Origin of the sequence: Pseudomonas pudica (genome assembly GCF_015680405.1) — a bacterium.
Taxonomy (GTDB): domain Bacteria; phylum Pseudomonadota; class Gammaproteobacteria; order Pseudomonadales; family Pseudomonadaceae; genus Aquipseudomonas; species Aquipseudomonas pudica.
In genome coordinates this window covers 78,041-97,934 of record NZ_JADLJS010000018.1, presented here as the reverse complement: position 1 = coordinate 97,934, position 19,894 = coordinate 78,041, and the positions used below count along the sequence as shown (strand labels likewise).

At 63.7% G+C, this 19,894-nt stretch carries 15 protein-coding genes; 9 read left to right on the top strand and 6 right to left on the bottom strand.

Annotation, left to right across the window (positions count from 1 at the left end; translation table 11 throughout):
• Nucleotides 1–118 precede the first annotated feature (118 nt).
• From nfuA to IRZ77_RS14760, 3 genes are all read right to left on the bottom strand, one after another.
• Nucleotides 119–703 carry a Fe-S biogenesis protein NfuA gene (gene nfuA, locus IRZ77_RS14770; RefSeq protein ID WP_003250416.1) on the bottom strand — a complete coding sequence of 195 codons (585 nt, stop codon included), beginning with the start codon at nt 701–703 and terminating at the stop codon, nt 119–121.
• 58 nt (nt 704–761) lie between these two features.
• Nucleotides 762–1,796 (bottom strand): acyltransferase family protein, encoded by a 1,035-nt coding sequence (locus tag IRZ77_RS14765; RefSeq protein ID WP_196173757.1) that lies wholly within the window; start codon nt 1,794–1,796, stop codon nt 762–764.
• Between the two features lie 208 nt (nt 1,797–2,004).
• A complete protein-coding gene (locus tag IRZ77_RS14760) occupies nt 2,005–4,305 on the bottom strand; it encodes a fatty acid cis/trans isomerase (RefSeq protein WP_135002259.1) in 2,301 nt (766 codons plus the stop codon).
• 183 nt (nt 4,306–4,488) lie between these two features.
• Here IRZ77_RS14760 and metH point away from each other — a divergent pair, with 183 nt between their 5' ends.
• The gene (gene metH, locus IRZ77_RS14755; protein WP_046615695.1) at nt 4,489–8,196 is read left to right on the top strand and encodes a methionine synthase; all 3,708 of its coding nucleotides are present in this window, start codon (nt 4,489–4,491) and stop codon (nt 8,194–8,196) included.
• 160 nt (nt 8,197–8,356) lie between these two features.
• On the top strand, nt 8,357–8,572 hold the full coding sequence (locus tag IRZ77_RS14750) for a DUF2970 domain-containing protein (protein WP_046615696.1): 216 nt from the start codon (nt 8,357–8,359) through the stop codon (nt 8,570–8,572).
• 329 nt (nt 8,573–8,901) lie between these two features.
• Here IRZ77_RS14750 and IRZ77_RS14745 read toward each other — a convergent pair whose 3' ends face one another.
• Nucleotides 8,902–9,978, bottom strand: coding sequence for an ABC transporter substrate-binding protein (locus tag IRZ77_RS14745; protein WP_153670982.1), 1,077 nt, complete (start codon nt 9,976–9,978; stop codon nt 8,902–8,904).
• Between the two features lie 213 nt (nt 9,979–10,191).
• On the opposite strand from IRZ77_RS14745, the gene IRZ77_RS14740 reads away from it, so the two are divergent.
• The 7 genes from IRZ77_RS14740 to IRZ77_RS14710 all read left to right on the top strand — a co-directional run bounded on the left by IRZ77_RS14740 (nt 10,192) and on the right by IRZ77_RS14710 (nt 17,811).
• Nucleotides 10,192–11,844, top strand: a complete 1,653-nt coding sequence (locus tag IRZ77_RS14740; protein WP_085600253.1) for a nitrite/sulfite reductase — start codon at nt 10,192–10,194, stop codon at nt 11,842–11,844.
• Entirely contained in the window at nt 11,828–12,322 is a 495-nt protein-coding gene (locus IRZ77_RS14735; protein WP_046615699.1) for a DUF934 domain-containing protein, read from the top strand. The genes IRZ77_RS14740 and IRZ77_RS14735 overlap by 17 nt, the downstream gene beginning before the upstream one ends.
• Nucleotides 12,323–12,451: 129 nt before the next feature.
• On the top strand, nt 12,452–14,023 hold the full coding sequence (locus tag IRZ77_RS14730; protein ID WP_196173755.1) for a hypothetical protein: 1,572 nt from the start codon (nt 12,452–12,454) through the stop codon (nt 14,021–14,023).
• 229 nt (nt 14,024–14,252) lie between these two features.
• Entirely contained in the window at nt 14,253–15,056 is an 804-nt protein-coding gene (gene dkgB, locus IRZ77_RS14725) for a 2,5-didehydrogluconate reductase DkgB (RefSeq protein WP_046615701.1), read from the top strand.
• Between the two features lie 4 nt (nt 15,057–15,060).
• Complete coding sequence (locus IRZ77_RS14720; RefSeq protein WP_196173754.1) at nt 15,061–16,014, top strand: TIGR03571 family LLM class oxidoreductase; 954 nt, start codon at nt 15,061–15,063, stop codon at nt 16,012–16,014.
• Between the two features lie 14 nt (nt 16,015–16,028).
• The gene (locus IRZ77_RS14715) at nt 16,029–17,204 is read left to right on the top strand and encodes an MFS transporter (RefSeq protein ID WP_046615703.1); all 1,176 of its coding nucleotides are present in this window, start codon (nt 16,029–16,031) and stop codon (nt 17,202–17,204) included.
• A gap of 142 nt (nt 17,205–17,346) precedes the next feature.
• Entirely contained in the window at nt 17,347–17,811 is a 465-nt protein-coding gene (locus IRZ77_RS14710; RefSeq protein WP_046615704.1) for a nuclear transport factor 2 family protein, read from the top strand.
• Here IRZ77_RS14710 and IRZ77_RS14705 read toward each other — a convergent pair whose 3' ends face one another.
• Complete coding sequence (locus IRZ77_RS14705; protein WP_196173753.1) at nt 17,812–19,167, bottom strand: ATP-binding protein; 1,356 nt, start codon at nt 19,165–19,167, stop codon at nt 17,812–17,814.
• The gene (locus IRZ77_RS14700; RefSeq protein WP_196173752.1) at nt 19,164–19,874 is read right to left on the bottom strand and encodes a response regulator; all 711 of its coding nucleotides are present in this window, start codon (nt 19,872–19,874) and stop codon (nt 19,164–19,166) included. Before IRZ77_RS14700 ends, IRZ77_RS14705 begins: the two co-directional genes overlap by 4 nt.
• Nucleotides 19,875–19,894 lie beyond the last annotated feature (20 nt).

Sequence of the window (19,894 nt, the reverse complement as noted above, 5' to 3'; positions counted from 1 at the left end):
GGGCTGCGTAGCAGCCCCCGGGGTATTGGCGGCGAAGCTGATATTGCTGGGGCCGCTCCGCAGCCCTTTCGCGACGCAAGGCCGCTCCCACACGCAACAGACCGCGCCTGCCTCTACATCAGTAATAGGCGTTCTCTTTCTGGCTGTGGTCAGTCACGTCACGCACGCCCTTCAGCTCGGGAATACGCTCGAGCAGGGTGCGCTCGATGCCTTCCTTCAGGGTCACGTCGGCCTGGCCACACCCCTGACAACCACCACCGAACTGCAGCACGGCAATGCCGTCGTCGACCACATCCACCAGGCTCACCTGGCCGCCGTGGCTGGCCAGGCCGGGGTTGATCTCGGTCTGCAGGTAGTAATTGATGCGCTCGTTGATCGGGCTGTCTTCGTTGACCATCGGCACCTTGGCATTCGGTGCCTTGATGGTCAGCTGGCCACCCATGCGGTCGGTGGCATAGTCGACCAGCGCGTCTTCCAGGAAGGGCACGCTGACCGCGTCCAGGTAAGCGGTGAAGCTCTTGAGGCCCACGGCGGTGTCGTCAGGCTTCTCTTCGCCCGGCTTGCAGTAGGCGATGCAGGTTTCGGCGTACTGGGTGCCCGGCTGGGTGATGAAAATGCGAATGCCGATGCCAGGCGTGTTCTGCTTGGAGAGCAGATCGGCCAGGTAGTCATGGGCGGCGTCGGTAATGGTTATAGCGCTCATGTAGGTTCCTCACAGACTTGCGGCCAAGTGTACGCCAACCCGGCTTTCGAACAAAGTCCTAGTATTTGACTCGGGAAAGCGCATATTCAGGGGCCTGCCCCCTTGGCGCCGCCAGCCAGGCCTGCATGCGCCGGTACAGCCCGCGCTCCAGCCACTGGTAGCTGAACCACGACATTAGTCCAATGGACGGCACGCACAGGGCGAACACCAGGTACGGGTTTAACTGCAGGCGCTGGCTGGCGAACCAGCCGGCGTACAGCACCAGCACATGGACCAGGTACACCGAATACGAACAGTCGCCCAGCGCCTTGAGCAGCCGGTTGCCGCGGAACAGTGGCTCCAGGGCGACGAAGGCCAGCACGATCATTGCGCTCGGCAGGCCCCAGTGCAGCAAGCGCCAGGAAGCGTCCAGGTGGTAGATGGCAAGGCCTGCCACTGCCAGTAACGCCAACGGTAGCAAGCGGCCCTGGTGGATGAGGCCGCGACGGTGCAGCACGCCCAGGCCGATGCCGAGCAGGAATTCGTAGATGATGTCGTTGCCGTAGAAGCGGCTGAGCACGCCCAGTCGGCCCAGTAGCTCGCTGGCCAGCAGCAGCGCGGCGGTGACCAGCAACTGGTGATGACGGCGGCGCACCAGGAAGGCCAGGCCGAACAGCAGGTAGAAGAACATCTCGAAGTTAAGCGTCCAGCCCACGTTCAGGGTCGGGTACAAGCCGTAGCCACCGGGGTTTTCCGCCGGGATGAACAGCAGCGACAGCAGCAGGTGGTGCCAGGTGAATGCCTGGTGTGGCATCCATTGGCTGAAGGCCAGCAGCAGGGTTGCCATCAGCGCCGTGTAGAACCAGTAGGCCGGGACGATACGCAGCGCCCGGTTGAGCAGGAACTGGCGGGGCTCGATGGCCTTGTCGCAGGTCGACAGGTAGATGACCAGCCCGCTGATGACGAAGAAGATGTCGACGCCTGCGGCGCCGCGGTCGCTGAGCAGTTGGCCGATAGGGCCGGAGGCTTGGAAGTCGAAGAAAATCTGCATGAAATGGTGACAGACCACCACCCAGGCGGCGAACGCCCGCAGTGCTTGAAGCGAATACAGCATGGAGTACCCTGCGCTTGCCGGTGCATTGAGGCCTTTGGGAGCACGTTGCGCTCCATCACCGGCAAGCCGGCTCCCACAAGGACTGCGCAGCCTTCAGGCATGTGCGGCCCCTGTGGGAGCTGGCTTGCCGGCGATCGGGCTGCACAGCAGCCCCCGGACCACCCACCCATTCCGACCGCAGGGTAATCGGAAAGGTCAGCCCGACCGATCAGAGGTTCTCGTAGCGGTTCATGTCCAGCACGCCCGCCTCGACCGGTTCGGTCTCCTTGATGAAGCTGTTCAGGTCATGGAAGTAGCGCCAGAACTCTGGGTGACTGCGACGCACACCCCAGCGCATGACGATGCGCTCGAACCTGGCCGGGTCATCTTTCGCGTACTCCATGTCCTCGACGAACTCCGGCACATCACTGGTCGGGATGTTGAAGATGAAGTTGGGGTAGCTGCTGAGCACGCCCGGGTACAGGGTCAAGGTATCCAGCCCCGGCTGGTAGCGGTACGCCTCGCCCAGCAGGAACGCCACGTTGCTGTGCGCGCGGTTGCGCAGCAGGCTGTATACCTGGCGCTGGCCGCCCTGCCCTTCGATGCGCAGCATCGTCGCTTCGGGCAGCTGGTTGATCACCTTCAACCCGGCAGCCGGGCGCGACACCAGGCGGCTGAGCGATTGTTCGGCATTGCGGAACTCTTCGCTCACCTGCGGCCGTGAACAGAACGCACCCTGGCAGCGGTTGATCGGGTCAGGCGCGGCATTCAGGCTGCCGGTACGCTGCAGAAGCTTCAGGCCGAAGTCGCGCTTGGGGTTGCGCGGGTCGAGCTGGATACCGCTCGGGGTGTCGGTGTCGATGTCTTCATAATCCATCCACATCTTCACCTTGCCGCTGTTCTGGTACCAGTCACCGAGGATCGCCTTGCGCTGGTCGGCCGGCATCAGGCGCAGGAAGTTGACCTCGGCGCCGTTGCGGATCAGGTCGAAGTACAGGCGCGTCTGCAACTGGTGCGAGACGTTGCCGAACACATCGAAGTTGACCGCCAGCTGGTAATAGGTGCGCTCGAACAACGGGTAGTCGAACAGCCACACGGTCAGCGGCACATCACCGATCAGGCCCTTGCTCACCGAGGCGCTGTCGAAGTGGCGGAAGATGCTCAGCAACGCGTTGTCGTTACCGGCCCACAGCGTCGCCCAGCCCGGGGCCGGCATGTCGGCATAGGCTTCGCGGCGCAGTTTTTCGTACTCGTTGCGCTTGTCGCGGTAGGCGTGCCACAGGCTCAGCACGCTGCCCACGTCATCGATCTGCCCAGGCATGGCCAGCAGCGGTGTGGCCTCGCCACGGTACTTGGCATCGGTGATGTAGCGGTCATGGGCCGGCTCCTGGAACAGCGCCCAGAAGTTGTCGCGGATCACGTCGGTGGCAATCTGCCCACGGCATACCGGGCCACGGATGAAGGTGCGCACGAAGTACTCGGCGTTATCCAGCATGAACTGGTAGCGCGCCACTGCCGGGATCGCTTCGAAGGTTTCGAACGGGTTGGCCCGGTGGCGCGGGCCGTAGCCTGGCAGCGCGGTGGCATGCCAGTCGCCGGCGTAGAACAGTTGCTTGACCCGCTTGAGCTTCTGCGGCCCCATCGGATAGGTGATGTGCGTCTTGTGCACGATCACGCCCTGCACCGGGATCAACCGGTAGTAGAAGTCGGTGCCCGGCGGGTCGTTGGGGCGGCGCGTGGCGATCAGGTCGACCGGCTGACCGCTCGGTGTACGCGAACGCACCCACTGGAAGAAGTGGCCCTGCTCGCCACCAACGAAATAGATGTGCGCCAGGAACAGGTGCTCGTACAGCCAGCGGCCGACCAGCGCCTCGGTGGAACCCGGGCGGTTGAGCAGCTCTTCCCAGTCGGCAATCTGCTTGGCTTCGGCCGCGCTTGGCTTGATCGGCTGGTACTCGACGGGTGCACCGGCGGCCAACCAGCGGCGCATGGTGTCGTATTCCTTGTCGGTCAGGCCGGTCACCGCCAGTGGCATGCCTTCCTTGGGGTGAGCGCCGGCATAGGCATCGAACTCATGCGGCAACGGGCACATGTTGTTGCGGTTCAGGCCCAGGACGATTTCCTCGGGCAGCTTGGCATTGGGCGTGAGCGGGGTCTTGTGCCCCAGCTCGAGCATGCGCGCCATCAGCGCGGCCTGGCTGCCCTGGTTGTCGAGCACCGAGTAGAAGCCCTTCTTGCGCCACTCGCCCTCGCTATGGGCGTCGTAGAACAGCCGCGTGGTGGGCACTGCCTTGCTGCGCTCGCCCTGGTACACGGGAACCTTGGTGGCGCCGCGCACCGCGCCTTCAGGGCTTTCCAGCTTCAGCTGGCAGGCGGCGTCGTTGCAGGCGTGGCAGGCCACGCATTTCTCGGTGAAGATCGGTTGAATGTCCCGGGTGTAGGAAATGGCCGGGCTCGACTGGGGGGCTTGCCCGAACGCCACACTGCTGATGAGCAGGGCGAAAACGCCGGCAAGAATACGATGCACCATGTGCGGAAAGTCCTGGGTATTGAAAGCCATCACGATTTGTTGCCTGGTCGTCCTTGGGTGCCCTGCTTCGCCGACGCCCGCCCAACATGAGCCATTTTCATGCAAATGGGCGATGCGCCTAAAAACCGCGCAGCTTTGTTATGATTCTGCACCTTCTGAAATTTGCCCGACCAGGTAGTTCCTATGTCCGACCGCAGCGCTCGTCTCCAAGCACTCCAGAACGCACTCAAGGAGCGCATCCTGATCCTCGACGGCGGCATGGGTACTATGATCCAAAGCTACCGGCTCGAGGAACACGACTATCGTGGCACGCGCTTCGCCGATTGGCCAAGCGATGTCAAGGGTAACAACGACCTGTTGCTGCTCAGCCGCCCGGATGTGATCGCAGCCATCGAAAAGGCCTACCTGGATGCCGGCGCCGATATCCTCGAAACCAACACCTTCAACGCCACGCAGATTTCCCAGGCCGACTACGGCATGGAGTCGCTGGTCTACGAGCTGAACGTCGAGGGCGCGCGCATCGCCCGCCAGGTGGCCGATGCCAAGACCCTGGAAACCCCGCACAAGCCGCGCTTCGTCGCCGGCGTGCTCGGCCCTACCAGCCGCACCTGCTCGATTTCCCCGGACGTCAACGACCCCGGCTACCGCAACGTCACCTTCGACGAACTGGTAACGAACTACACCGAGGCCACCCGCGGCCTGATCGAGGGTGGCGCCGACCTGCTGCTGATCGAGACCATCTTCGACACCCTCAACGCCAAGGCGGCGATCTTCGCCGTGCAGCAGGTGTTCGAGGAAGACGGCATCGAACTGCCGATCATGATCTCCGGCACCATCACAGACGCCTCGGGCCGTACCCTGTCGGGCCAGACCACCGAAGCGTTCTGGAACTCGGTGCGCCATGCCAAGCCGATTTCCGTGGGCCTGAACTGCGCCCTCGGCGCCAAGGACCTGCGCCCGTACCTGGAAGAGCTGGCGACCAAGGCCGACACCCATGTCTCGGCCCACCCCAACGCCGGCCTGCCGAACGCCTTTGGTGAATACGACGAAACCCCGGCGGAAATGGCCGTGGTGGTCGAGGAATTCGCCGCCAGCGGCTTCCTCAACATCATCGGCGGCTGCTGCGGCACCACCCCGGGCCACATCCAGGCCATCGCCGAGGCCGTGGCCAAGTACAAGCCGCGCGAGATTCCGGAAATCGCCAAGGCCTGCCGCCTGTCGGGCCTGGAGCCGTTCACCATCGACCGCCAGTCGCTGTTCGTCAACGTCGGCGAGCGCACCAACATCACCGGTTCCGCCAAGTTCGCCCGGCTGATCCGTGAAGAGAACTACACCGAAGCCCTGGAAGTCGCCCTGCAGCAAGTCGAGGCCGGCGCCCAGGTGATCGACATCAACATGGACGAAGGGATGCTCGACTCCCAGGCCGCCATGGTCCGCTTCCTCAACCTGATCGCCGGCGAGCCGGACATCTCGCGCGTGCCGATCATGATCGACTCGTCCAAGTGGGAAGTGATCGAAGCGGGCCTCAAGTGCATCCAGGGCAAGGGCATCGTCAACTCCATTTCCATGAAGGAAGGCGTCGAGCAGTTCAAGCACCACGCCCGCCTGTGCAAGCGCTATGGCGCTGCCGTGGTGGTGATGGCCTTCGACGAAGTCGGCCAGGCCGACACTGCCGCGCGCAAGAAGGAAATCTGCCAGCGCAGCTACGACATCCTGGTCAATGAAGTGGGCTTCCCGCCGGAAGACATCATCTTCGACCCGAACATCTTTGCTGTCGCCACCGGCATCGAAGAGCACAACAACTACGCCGTCGATTTCATCGAGGCCTGCGCCTACATCCGCGACCACCTGCCGCACGCCCTGAGCTCGGGCGGTGTATCCAACGTGTCGTTCTCGTTCCGTGGCAACAACCCGGTGCGTGAAGCCATCCACTCGGTGTTCCTGTACCACGCGATCCAGAACGGCCTGACCATGGGTATCGTCAACGCCGGCCAGCTGGAGATCTATGACGAGATCCCGGCTGCCCTGCGTGAAAAGGTCGAGGACGTGGTACTCAACCGTACCCCGCATGGCACCGACGCACTGCTGGCCATCGCCGACGACTACAAGGGCGGCGGCGCAACCAAGGAAGTGGAAAACGAAGAGTGGCGCTCGCTGCCGGTGGAAAAACGCCTGGAGCACGCGCTGGTCAAGGGCATCACCGCGTTCATCGTCGAAGACACCGAAGAATGCCGCCAGCAGTGCACCCGCCCGATCGAAGTGATCGAAGGCCCGCTGATGAATGGCATGAACGTGGTCGGCGACCTGTTCGGCGCGGGCAAGATGTTCCTGCCCCAGGTGGTCAAGTCGGCCCGGGTAATGAAACAGGCGGTAGCGCACCTGATCCCGTTCATCGAAGCCGAGAAAGGCGACAAGCCGGAAGCCAAGGGCAAGATCCTGATGGCCACGGTAAAAGGCGACGTGCACGACATCGGCAAGAACATCGTCGGCGTGGTGCTCGGCTGCAACGGCTACGACATCGTCGACCTCGGCGTGATGGTGCCGGCCGAGAAGATCCTGCAAACCGCCCGTGACGAGAAGTGCGACATCATTGGCCTGTCCGGCCTGATCACGCCGTCGCTGGACGAGATGGTCCACGTTGCCCGCGAAATGCAGCGCCAGGGCTTCCAGTTGCCGCTGATGATCGGCGGCGCCACCACCTCCAAGGCGCATACCGCAGTCAAGATCGAGCCCAAGTACAGCAACGACGCCGTGGTCTACGTCACCGACGCCTCCCGTGCGGTGGGCGTTGCCACCCAGCTGCTGTCCAAGGAGCTGAAAGCCGGCTTCGTCGAGAAGACCCGCCAGGAATACGAGGAAGTACGCGAGCGCACCGCCAACCGCAGTGCCCGTACCGAGCGCCTGAGCTATGCCCAGGCGATCGCCGCCAAGCCGCAATACGACTGGGCCGGCTACCAGCCAGCGGTACCCTCCTTCACCGGCGTCAAGGTGCTGGAAGACATCGACCTGCGCACCCTGGCCGAGTACATCGACTGGACCCCGTTCTTCATCTCCTGGGACCTGGCCGGCAAGTTCCCGCGCATCCTCACCGACGAAGTGGTCGGCGAGGCGGCCACGGCGCTGTACAAGGATGCCCGCGAGATGCTCGACAAGCTGATCGACGAAAAACTGATCAGCGCCCGCGCGGTGTTCGGCTTCTGGCCGGCCAACCAGGTGGCCGATGACGATATCGAGGTGTACGGCGAGGACGGCCAGGCCCTGGCTACCCTGCACCACCTGCGCCAGCAGACCATCAAGCCGGATGGCAAGCCCAACTGGTCGCTGGCCGACTTCGTCGCGCCGAAGACCAGCGGCGTTACCGATTACGTCGGCGGTTTCATCACCACCGCCGGCATCGGTGCCGAGGAAGTGGCCAAGGCTTACCAGGACAAGGGCGACGACTACAGCTCGATCATGGTCAAGGCCCTGGCCGACCGCCTGGCCGAGGCCTGTGCCGAATGGCTGCACGAGCAGGTGCGTAAAGAGCACTGGGGTTATGCCCGCGACGAACACCTGGACAACGAGGCGCTGATCAAGGAGCAGTACCGCGGCATTCGCCCGGCGCCCGGCTACCCGGCGTGCCCGGACCATACCGAGAAGGAAACCCTGTTCCGCCTGCTTGATGGCACTGCCATCGGCGAGACCGGGCCGAGCGGCGTGTTCCTCACCGACCACTTCGCGATGTTCCCGGCGGCGGCGGTCAGCGGCTGGTACTTCGCCCACCCGCAGGCGCAGTACTTTGCGGTGGGCAAGGTCGACAAGGACCAGATCGAGCGCTACAGCGCGCGCAAGGGCCAGGATGTGAGTGTGAGCGAGCGCTGGTTGGCGCCTAACCTGGGTTACGACAGCTAAGACCCTTGGGGCCGCTTTGCGGCCCATCGCGACACAAGGCCGCTCCTACAGGAGAATTCAATCCCTTGTAGGAGCGGCCTTGTGTCGCGATGGGCTGCACAGCAGCCCCAATAGCCACCTACACTGTCCCTGATTGCCTCTGATTTCCTCAGGAGCCACCATGGACGATTCCAGCCAGGGCAAGCCCCCTACCTTCTGGCAGATGCTGCACAGCATCCTCGCTGCCGCCTTCGGCGTGCAAAGCGGCAAGAACCGCGCCCGTGACTTCACACACGGCAAGGCCAGCCATTTCATTGCGCTGGGGACGCTGTTCACCCTGGTGTTCATTGCCGTGCTGATCGGCCTGGTACAGTTGGCCATGCACCTTGCTCGCTAGCCCTTGAAGGGCAGTGATTTACCTGTGGGAGCGGGCAAGCACGCGAAAGGGCCGGCACAGGCAAAGCAAAAACGCCTGCGGGACTCCCTCCCGCAGGCGCTCCGGCTGCATCACGGTCTTGAGTACAAGTCTACTGGTGGCTGACCCAATACACGGCAGTGACCACCACCAGAACGATCAGGCAGAGGATCGCCCAGGCATCGACGCTGCTGTCAGCTTTGCGGACCTTGGTTGAGTTTCCCATTGCATTGCCTCTTGTAGTGGTTATGGGAATGCACTTCACCACCAGCAGTTAAGACGAGCAATGCCCTTCCCTCAAGCAAGGTCTTTCAATAATTGATCGGTGATGTCAGAAACGGGTACTGGTAATCGGGCGGCCGCCCTTCGGCACTGTAATGCTTGAAATCGATGCCGTAGTCGGGCTGTTCCAGGAGTTTCAGCCATCGGCTCGCCTTGCCCTGGTCGATCGGTTGCAACACCGGCACGCGATGCTCGCGCAGGCCATCACGGTTCACTGCCAGCCCCAGGGCATCGTCGTGCAGCATCACCATGGCCCAGCCGCCGAGGCTGAAATGCCCGCCCATCAGCACGCTGAGGCGCCCGTCGATACGTGCCTTCAGGGCCTCGGGCGAGCTGTTGATGGCGCTGAACAGCACATCGCGCCCCGGCGTACGCCCCGCCTCTTCGAACGCCTGCATGGCACCAAAGGCCATTTCGTCGTTGGCCGACCACACCAGGCGGGTGGCCGGATAGCGCTCCAGCAGTTGCTGCGCCTGCTCGTAGGCGCGCTGGCGGCTCCAGCCGCCATATACCACCTGGCGCAGGCGCACCTGGGGGAAGTCGGCCAGGGCGCGGCGCATGCCCTCCTCTCGCAGCTGCGAGGCCGGGGTGGTCTTGACCCCGGCAAACGCCAGCAGGTCCACCGGGCCACTGTCGCGGGGCAATTGCGCGACCATCTGGTGCAACATCTGGAAGCCCGCCTGCTCGTCGTTGGCCGTCAAGGTGCCCAGCAGCTCGGCGTATTTGCCGGGCTGGGCCTCGATGCTGTGGGCCTGGCTGGCAGTCAGGCCGTTGTTGACCAGGAACAGCTTGACCCCGCTGCCGCGCGACAGGCGGATGATCTCCGGCGCCACGTACTGCTCGTTGACCAGCACCAGGTAATCCGGGCGCTGCGGCCCGCCCAGGATCGCCCTGGCGTGGGTCAGCGCCAGGTCGGCGCGGCGTTCGCTGTACTCCACGCGCAGGGTCATGCCCAGGTCGTGCGCAGCGGCCTGCATGAAGCGGCTATAGCTGGTCCAGAACGTCTCGGTGGACAGGCCCGGGTTGAGGAAAACCACCGAAACCGGCTGCGCGCTTGCCGCCAGCGGCAAGACAAGACACAAGCTTTGGCACAATGCCTTGAGCATGGGCTGACATCCCTGCGAAGCAAACACCGGATTATAAACGCCAGGCCATACCGAGCACACAAATGGCAGTCAGTCTCACATAGTCCATTTGGTTCTTTTCATATGCAAAAACATCACTTTAGCGCATAAACGCAACCTGCTATCGTTCCCCGGCTCCGAAGCGGAGTGCGCGGCCGTGCGCGCGAATAGCTGCATGCCTGAGACAGGACTTTTATGTACGTATACGACGAGTACGATCAGCGGATCATCGAGGACCGCGTCAAGCAGTTCCGTGATCAGACCCGCCGCTATCTGGCCGGTGAGCTGAGCGAAGAAGAATTCCGCCCTCTGCGCCTGCAGAACGGCCTTTACATCCAACGTTTCGCACCGATGCTGCGCGTCGCCGTGCCGTACGGCCAGCTGAACGCCACCCAGGTCCGCACCCTGGCCAAGATCGCCCGCGACTACGACAAGGGCTATGCCCACATCTCCACCCGCCAGAACGTGCAGTTCAACTGGCCGGCCCTGGAAGACATCCCGGACATCCTCGCCGAACTGGCCACCGTGCAGATGCACGCAATCCAGACCAGCGGCAACTGCCTGCGCAACACCACCACCGACCAGTTCGCCGGTGTGGCCGCAGACGAAATCGTCGACCCGCGTCCGTGGTGCGAGATCGTCCGCCAGTGGACCACCTTCCACCCGGAATTCGCCTACCTGCCGCGCAAGTTCAAGATTGCGATCAACGGCTCGCAGGAAGACCGCGCCGCCATCGAAGTGCACGACATCGGCCTGGAGCCGGTGCGCAATGCCGCTGGCGAGCTGGGCTTCCGTGTACTGGTCGGTGGCGGCCTGGGCCGTACCCCGGTGGTGGGTTCGTTCATCAACGAGTTCCTGCCGTGGCAGGACCTGATCAGCTACCTCGACGCCATCCTGCGCGTGTACAACCGTTACGGTCGCCGTGACAACAAGTACAAGGCGCGGATCAAGATCCTGGTCAAGGCACTTACCCCGGAAGTGTTCGCCGAAAAGGTCGAGGCCGAAATGGTCCACCTGCGTGGCGGCAGCACCACCCTGACCGAAGCCGAAGTGCAGCGTGTATCGCGCCACTTCGTCGACCCGGCCTACCTGGCCCTGGACAACTTCGACTATGCCGCCCAGGACGCCGAGTACCCAGGATTCGCCCGCTGGCGCTCGCGCAACACCCGCGCCCACAAGCGCCCTGGCTACGTGGCCGTGACCCTGTCGCTCAAGCCCACCGGCGTTGCCCCGGGCGACCTGACCGACAAGCAGCTGGACGCCGTGGCCGACCTGGCCGAGCGCTACAGCTTCGGCTTCCTGCGGACCTCGCACGAGCAGAACATCATTCTGGCCGACGTCGAGCAGCGGCAGCTGCACGCCCTGTGGCTGGAACTGCGCGAAAGCGGCTTTGCCACCCCGAACATCGGCCTGCTGACCGACATCATCTGCTGCCCGGGTGGTGACTACTGCTCGCTGGCCAACGCCAAGTCGATCCCGATCGCCGAATCCATCCAGCGCCGCTTCGACGACCTGGACTACCTGTTCGACATCGGTGAGATCGACCTGAACATCTCCGGCTGCATGAACGCCTGCGGCCACCACCACGTGGGCCACATCGGCATCCTAGGCGTGGACAAGAAGGGTGAGGAGTTCTACCAGGTGTCGCTGGGTGGCAATGCCGCACGCGGCGCGAGCCTGGGCAAGATCCTCGGCCCGTCCTTCGCTCAGGATGACATGGCCGATGTGATCGAGAAGCTGATCGCCGTGTACGTCGAGCAACGTACCGAGGAAGAGCGTTTCATCGACACCTACCAGCGTATCGGCATCGACCCCTTCAAGGAACGCGTCTATGCAGCGAATCATTAAGAACAACCAGATCGTCGACGAAACCTGGCATCTACTGCCCAAGGAAACGTCCTTTGACGAGCTGACCAACTGCGACGACTACATCGTCCCGCTGCAGATGTGGCGCGACCATGCCCATGCGCTCAAGGCCCGCGACGGCGGGCTGGGCATATGGCTGGACAGTGACGAAGAAGCCGAAGAAATCGGCGAAGAGGTGCAGCACTTCCAGGTCATCGCACTGAACTTCCCGGCGTTCACAGACGGGCGCAACTACTCCAATGCGCGCCTGCTGCGTGACCGCTACAAGTTCAAGGGCGAGCTGCGCGCCATTGGCGACGTGTTGCGCGACCAGCTGTTCTTCATGGCCCGTTGCGGTTTCGACGCATTTGCCATCCGGGCCGACAAGGACCCGGAAGACGCACTGCAAAGCCTGAAGGACTTCTCGGTGACCTACCAGGCCGCCACCGACGAGCCGCTGCCGCTGTTCCGCCGCCGCTGATCGTCACCTTGCAATGCCAGACGGCCCGCCTTCATGGCGGGCCGTTGCGTTTCCTGATCGAGAATTCAAGTTCGCCGATGGCTTGCCGACATCACGCAGGAACGTATCAGTAAAGCGCAGGGAGCGTGAATGAATCCGATTACACCGATCATACGCACGACGCAGACCTACCTTCCCGCTTCCACGGTAACACCAGGCAATGCCGTGAAAGCCGCAAGCGCCACAGCTGCAAGCAGCAAGGTCAGCATAGGCCAGTCGCCGCCCAGCACCGACATCGGCATTTACAATGCCAAAGGTACCCTCGGCAGTGGGCAGGTTCGCTATGTCTGGGAGCATGACGGCATCGACAGGCTGAGCCTGAACATGTACAGCGCGATTCAGTCCTCCTCCACCGCATCCCGGTTCCAGGGACTGGGCGCAGCATTGCTGGAACAACTGGCAGCCAATGGCGGGCAACGCATTTCCCAATCAGGCTTGGCAATTGACAGCGCTACGGCAACAGAACCCATGCTGCTTGGGCTTCAACAGGCCAGGTTGCGCGAATTCGCCACGGACAGCGTGACCTTCACCCTGAACACGGCCTCCGGCGCGACCGTTTCACTGGGGCTTTACAACAGCGACAGAGGCTTGGCGGTAGATGCCGAGGTGCTCGGTGGCAACCTGACCGCCGGCGAACTCGACGGCCTGACTAAGATGGCGGACAGCTTCCAAGGTGCCCTCAACGGCCTTGCTCAGGAACCCCCTGGCCTGAAGCTCGGCGCGCTGGTCAAGCTAGACCCCGCACTCTTCACCGGCCTGCAGTTCAAGGCACAGCTGGAAACCGCAGGCGGTGCTCGGCAGACGTTTGCCCTGCAAATGGACGAGCATACGCGCAGCCTGGAACTCCAGGCACCGTCCGGCAATGTGAAAATGAACTTCGACACCCAAGGCGGCACCTTGCTCGGCAGCGAGGCGCAACGGCAAGCAGCAGTGTCGAACTACCTGACCCAATTCGACGCCGCGCAGCAACGCGGGAACGGCAATGAACAGCTGATGACGCTGTTCAAAGATGCATTCCGCCAGCTCAATAGCGTGGACGACGCAGCCCTGCGCCCAGCCAATCATGACACCTGGCTGAACAAGACCAGCCGCCTGCTGCTCAGTGGCATGGCCGATTTCAATGCTTCGCTCACTACACCCGAGCAGCGAACCAACCCCATGCGCCCGCATGAGATAGACAGCTTCGATTACACCGTTTCACAGACCACCACCCGCAATGGCGGGGCAGCGAACCTGAGCCTGCAACAGGACCAGCAGAGCACGCTGAAGGCCTCTTGGCACGAGAGCCTCAACCCCTGGGTAGAGCTACAACTCACGCTCGACAGCAAATCGCAGGACTACCGTTATCATGAGGTGCATGACCAAGCCAGCAGTTCGACCCGCATAGGCTTTGTCAACAATGTCCTGGTCGAGGCCACTGCCACCCAGCAGGCCAGTCAGCAGGAGCGTGTACGCACCTACCAGCAAGCCGAACTGCAGTCTGACATGACCACCTCTGCCTCGGCCGCACAGTCACGCGACCTGCTGGACATGCTCGATGAGTTCCTGGCCCAGGACCGGCAGGCGCGACGTCTTGGCCTTGGCTCCAGGCTCGAGCAGCAGGTCCAGTCGCTGCGGAACCTGTGGTTGCTGCAGTCCAACCCGGCATTGATCGACGACTGATGTTTGCATCTGCCTGCCCCTGTCGCCCTTCAGCGGGCGCCAGGGAGCGGGATGAATTGCCTGGCGTTCGCTCACGATCGGCCCGCCTATTCTTGACTGCAGGACAAAGGACCTTGGCCCTGCCCCAGCTTAATCAATCCCCGCCAAACCCGCACACTGCTCCCACACGAACAGCCCGAGCCTTGAGTCTCGGTTCAGTTCACCTCCCTTACTCACCAGGAGCAGATCCATGAGCATTCCATCCTTTGGCCTCGGCACCTTCCGCCTCACCGGCCAAGCCGTCATCGACTCGGTCAAGTCGGCCCTGGAACTGGGCTACCGGGTCATCGACACTGCGCAGATCTACCAGAACGAAGCCGACGTCGGCCAGGCCATCGCCGAAAGCGGCGTCAAGCGCGACGAGCTGTTCATCACGACCAAGATATGGGTCGAAAACTACGCCGCCGACAAGCTGATCCCCAGCCTGCGCGACAGCCTGCAGAAGCTGCGCACCGACTACGTCGACCTGCTGCTCATCCACTGGCCTGCCCCGGGCAACGGCGTTGAGCTGCCCGAGTACATGGCGGCCCTGGCCGAAGCCAAGAAGCTGGGCCTGACCCGCCAGATCGGCGTGTCCAACTTCAACATCGACCTGACCCGCCAAGCCATCGAAGTGGTCGGCAAAGGCGAAATCGCCACCAACCAGATCGAACTCAGCCCGTACCTGCAGAACAGCAAGCTGACCGCCTTCCTCAAGGAGCAAGGCATCACCGTCACCTCCTACATGACCCTGGCCTACGGCAAGGTGCTGAAAGATCCGGTACTGGCCGACATCGCCGCCAAGCACAAGGCCACCGTCGCTCAGGTTGCCCTGGCCTGGGCCCTGCAGCTGGGCTACGCAGTGATCCCGTCGTCGACCAAGCGCGAAAACCTGGCCAGCAACCTGCTCGCCCGTGACCTGAAGCTGGACGCCGACGACATGGCACGCATCGCCAAGCTCGAGCGCAATGGTCGCGAAGTCAGCCCTGACGGCCTGGCGCCAATCTGGGACTGATACCATGACCACGCCCCTCGAACGCCTGACCGCTGGCGGCTTCAGCATCGGCCTGGAAGCACCGCTGGACCACGACTGGACGCCCGCCGGCGACCAGGCGCGCCGCCGTGACGGCCGCCAGTTCGGCGAACCTGACCTGGCCCGCCACGCAGCACTGGCACAACTGGCCGATCGCCTGGGCTACCGCGCCCTGTGGGTCCGCGATGTGCCGCTGTACGACCCTTCGTTCGGCGACGCCGCCCAGGTGTTCGAGGTATTTGCGTACCTCGGCTACCTGGCCGGCATAACCCGCGACATCCTGCTCGGCACGGCTGCCGTGGTGCTGCCGATTCGCGAACCGCTACTGACCCTTAAATCGGCCAGCAGCGTGCAGCGCCTCAGTGGCAACCGCCTGCTGCTGGGCGTGGCCAGTGGTGACCGGCCGGTGGAGTACCCGCTATTCGGTCGGGATTTCGAGGGGCGTGGCAACGCATTCCGCAAACAGGTCGCGCTGCTGCGTGATGGTGCCAACGGCCACCTGCCCGAAGGGCTGGCCGTGCTACCCAGTACCGCTTCGCCGCTGCCGTTGCTGGTAGCCGGCCTGGCCCAGCAGAGCCCGGAATGGATCGGCAGCAACCTGGACGGCTGCCTGGCCTACCCCGGCACACCGGACGACCACCGGCACCGTGTCGCTGCCTGGCGCGCGGTGGCGGGCAACAAGCCTTACAGCAGCTTCATCCATCTGGACCTGGCGGACAACCCCGACGAACCGCTGCAACGCTGGCGCTTCGGTTTCCGCGGCGGCCGCAAGGCGCTGGCGGCCGAGCTCCGCGCCCTGCGCGCGGTGGGTGTCGACCATATCGGCCTGCACCTGCGGCGTAACGTGCGGCCGCTGGACGAAACCCTGCGCGAAATCGCCGAATACGTATTGCCACAATTCCATGAGACAAAAACCCAACTGACGGAGGCCACCCCATGACAGGAGCACGCGCAATGAAGAGCGGGCACGTCCTGTTTGCCTTGGCCATCGGCGCCTTCGGCATCGGCACCACCGAGTTCACCCCGATGGGCCTGCTGCCGGTAATTGCCCAAGGTGTCGATGTCAGCATCCCCAGCGCTGGCATGCTGATTACCGCCTATGCCATCGGGGTGATGGTCGGTGCGCCGATCATGACCCTGCTGTTCAGCCGTTTCGGCAAGCGCGCCGCGCTGATGGCGCTGATGGCCATTTTCACCCTCGGCAACCTGCTGTCGTCGCTGTCGCCGGACTACTACACCCTGCTCGCCTCGCGCCTGGTCACCAGCCTCAACCACGGCGCGTTCTTCGGCCTTGGTGCGGTAGTGGCTGCCAGCGTGGTGCCCAAGGAGAAACAGGCCAGTGCCGTGGCCACCATGTTCATGGGCCTGACCATTGCCAACATCGGCGGCGTGCCGGCCGCCACCTGGATCGGCCAGCAGGTCGGCTGGCGCATGGCCTTTGCCGGTACTGCCATGCTGGGCCTGCTGGCCATGGCCGCGCTGTGGTATGCCCTGCCCAAGGGTGAGCGCGGCAGCGTGCCGCACGTGCGCAAGGAGCTGGCGGTCATCGCCCGGCCCAGCGTGCTGCTGGCAATGGCCACCACCGTGCTCGGTGCCGGCGCCATGTTCACCTTGTACACCTATGTCGCACCGGTACTGGCCGAACTGACCGGCGCCTCGGACAGCTTCGTCACTCTGGGCCTGGTGCTGATCGGCGTGGGCTTCACCCTGGGCAACAGCCTGGGTGGCCGCCTGGCCGACTGGTCGCTGGATGGGGCGGCGCGGATCTTCCTCGCGGCACTGGCAGTGATCATGCTGCTGATGCCGCTGGTGCTGGGCAGCCACATCGGCGCCGCCATCGCCTTGCTGGTGTGGGGCATGTTCACCTTTGCCGTGGTACCGCCGCTGCAGATGCGGGTGATGACCGCCGCCATCGAAGCACCGGGGCTGGCCTCGTCGATCAACGTGGGCGCGTTCAACCTGGGCAATGCCGTGGGCGCGGCGCTGGGTGGTGCGGTGATCAGCCTGAACCTGGGCTATGCGGCAGTGCCGATGGCGGGTGGCGTGCTGGCGGCTGCCGGGCTGCTGCTGGTGTGGCTGGGCGGGCGTAGCAAGGCTGCCGGGAAAACCGCAGCCGACGCAGCCAGATAGAGCCCCCCTGCAAGAGCGCGCCTGGCATGGCACCTCGGCATTGTTCCACGCACTGCAATTATGATGTGCCAGGCGCACCCATTCTCTGTTCGGTCAGCGGCTACTACTCTCCTACAAGCCAATCGAACTGAGGAGTACCGCGATGTCCCGTCCACCCCTGCCGCCCTTCACCCGCGAAAGCGCCATCGAAAAGGTCCGCCTGGCCGAGGATGGCTGGAACGGCCGCGACCCGGCCAAGGTTGCGCTTGCCTATACCGTCGACACCGTGTGGCGTAACCGCGCCGAGTTCCCGCGTGGCCGTGCCGAGGTCGAGGCGTTTCTGACGCGTAAGTGGAACCATGAACTGGAGTACCGCCTGATCAAGGAGCTGTGGGCCTTCACCGGCAACCGCATTGCCGTGCGCTATGCCTACGAGTACCACGACGACAGCGGCCAGTGGTACCGTGCCTATGGCAACGAGAACTGGGAGTTTGCCGACGACGGGCTGATGCAGAACCGTCATTCGAGCATCAACGAGCACCCTATCAGCGAAGCCGAGCGCAAGTTCCACTGGCCGTTGGGCCGGCGCCCGGATGATCACCCAGGGCTCAGCGAAATGGGGCTCTGATCAACCCTGCGGCAGCATGATCCTGACTTCCAGCCCACCGCCCGGGCGGTTGCCCAGGGTCATGCTGCCACCCTGCTCCAGCACGATGGCCCGTGCTGCGGGCAGGCCCAGCCCAACGCCACCGGTATTGCGGTTGCGTGAACCTTCGATACGGTAGAACGGCACGAATACCTGCTCATGCAGCTCCGGCGCGATGCCCGGCCCGCGATCCAGCACGGTAATCTCGATCTGCCTGGCGCTCACCGCCAGCACCACCGTTGGCTCACAGCCGTACTTCGCTGCATTGTCGATCAAGTTGACCAGCACACGCCTGATACCCACTGGCCGCCCCGTGTACACGCAGCGGCGCGGCCCGCTGAGGCCGACCTCGACCCCCGCGTCCTTGAAGTCGTCCACCACGGTCAGCAGCAACTCGCCCAGGTCGAATACGGTCGTCTGTTCCAGCCGTGCATCATCACGGAAGAACTCCAACGCCGCATCGACCATCGCCTGCATCTCGTCGACGTCCTTGAACAACTTGGCCTGCAGCTGGGCATCGTCGACGAACTCGGCGCGCAAGCGCATGCGCGTCAGCGGTGCACGCAAGTCATGGGAAATGGCCGCGAGCATCTGGGTGCGGTCGTTGAGAAAATGCTTGAGCTGCGCCTGGGTGGCATTGAACGCGAGAATGGCCTGGCGCAGGTCGTGCGGGCCGACCACCGGAATGGGCGGGGCGTTGAAATCCTTGCCAAAACGCCGCGCCCCTTCGGCAAAGCGCTCCAGCGGCTTGGCCAGGTAGCGCGTGGCCAGCAGCGCGACGGCAAGGCTGGAAACCAGCATCAGGCCAAGGATGATCAGGTTGCGAGGCAGTTCATCCAGCCCCCAGCTACGGTTGGTGGCGCGGAACAGCACCCAGGACTTGTCGCTCAGCTCGATCATCAGCGCATAGCCGCGCTCAGGTGCGTATTCCGGCATGTCGGACGGTGCAAAGGCCTCGACCCTGGCATCCGGGCGCTTGAGCAGCGCGCGCAGGATAGGCGTGCCCTCGCTGAACTCGGCATCGACCAGCACTGGCACGTCCGCTTCGTCATGCCGGCGCAACCATCGCACGGAGTATGAGCCATCGCCCGCCGCACTGGCGATGTTGGCTCGTTGCGCCATGGGCGCGGCGTCGAGGATGCGGGTAACCGCTGCAACCTTCTCGATAACCCCGCTCTCCAGCAGCGGAGGCTGCGCCCAGGCACTCAACAGCAGGCTGAACAGTCCCTTGAGCAGCAGCAGGAACAGCATCGCCGTCAGGGTGGTAAGCGCGATCCAGCGGGCAATGGTGATCCTGGGCCTTGGCAGCGCCTGGCGAACCCTGGCCAGCAGCTTCATCGCTTCGCGACCGTGGACGTGAAAAGGTAACCGGCATTTCGCAGGGTACGGATCAAGGGCTCGTTGCCGTTGTCGGTTTCAAGCTTGCGGCGCAGCCGGCTCACCTGGACATCGATGCTTCGGTCATAGGCGTCATACGCATCGCCACGAGCCATATCCAGCAACTGCTGGCGGCTGAGCACCCGCCGCGGATGTTCGGCGAACACCAGCAGCAGCTCGAACTCACCGTTGGACAGAGGGATCATGACGTTGTCCGGCGAACGCAGTTCGCGCCGCACCACATCCAGCCGCCACCCGGCAAACTCCAGGGTCGCGCAGGCATGGCTCGCCGTGCCACCGGCCGCTTCCCCGGCACGGCGCAGCACTGCCCTCACCCGGGCCAGCAGTTCACGGGCGGCGAACGGTTTGGTCAGGTAGTCGTCTGCCCCCAGCTCCAGGCCAACCACCCGGTCACTCAACTCGCCCATGGCGGTGAGCATGATCACTGCCACTTTGTGCTCGGCCAACAGGCGCTGGCACAACACCAGGCCACTGTCGCCAGGCAGCATCACATCCAGGATGACCAGGTCCGGCACCCGCCGCTCAACGGCTTGCCAGAGCCCCTTTCCATCCGTGGCCACATCAACCTCGTAGCCATGCTGGCAGAGAAACTTCTGCAGCAGGTCGAGCACCTCGACATCATCGTCGACTATCAGCAAATGGCTCACAAAAAAGCACCGCAATACAA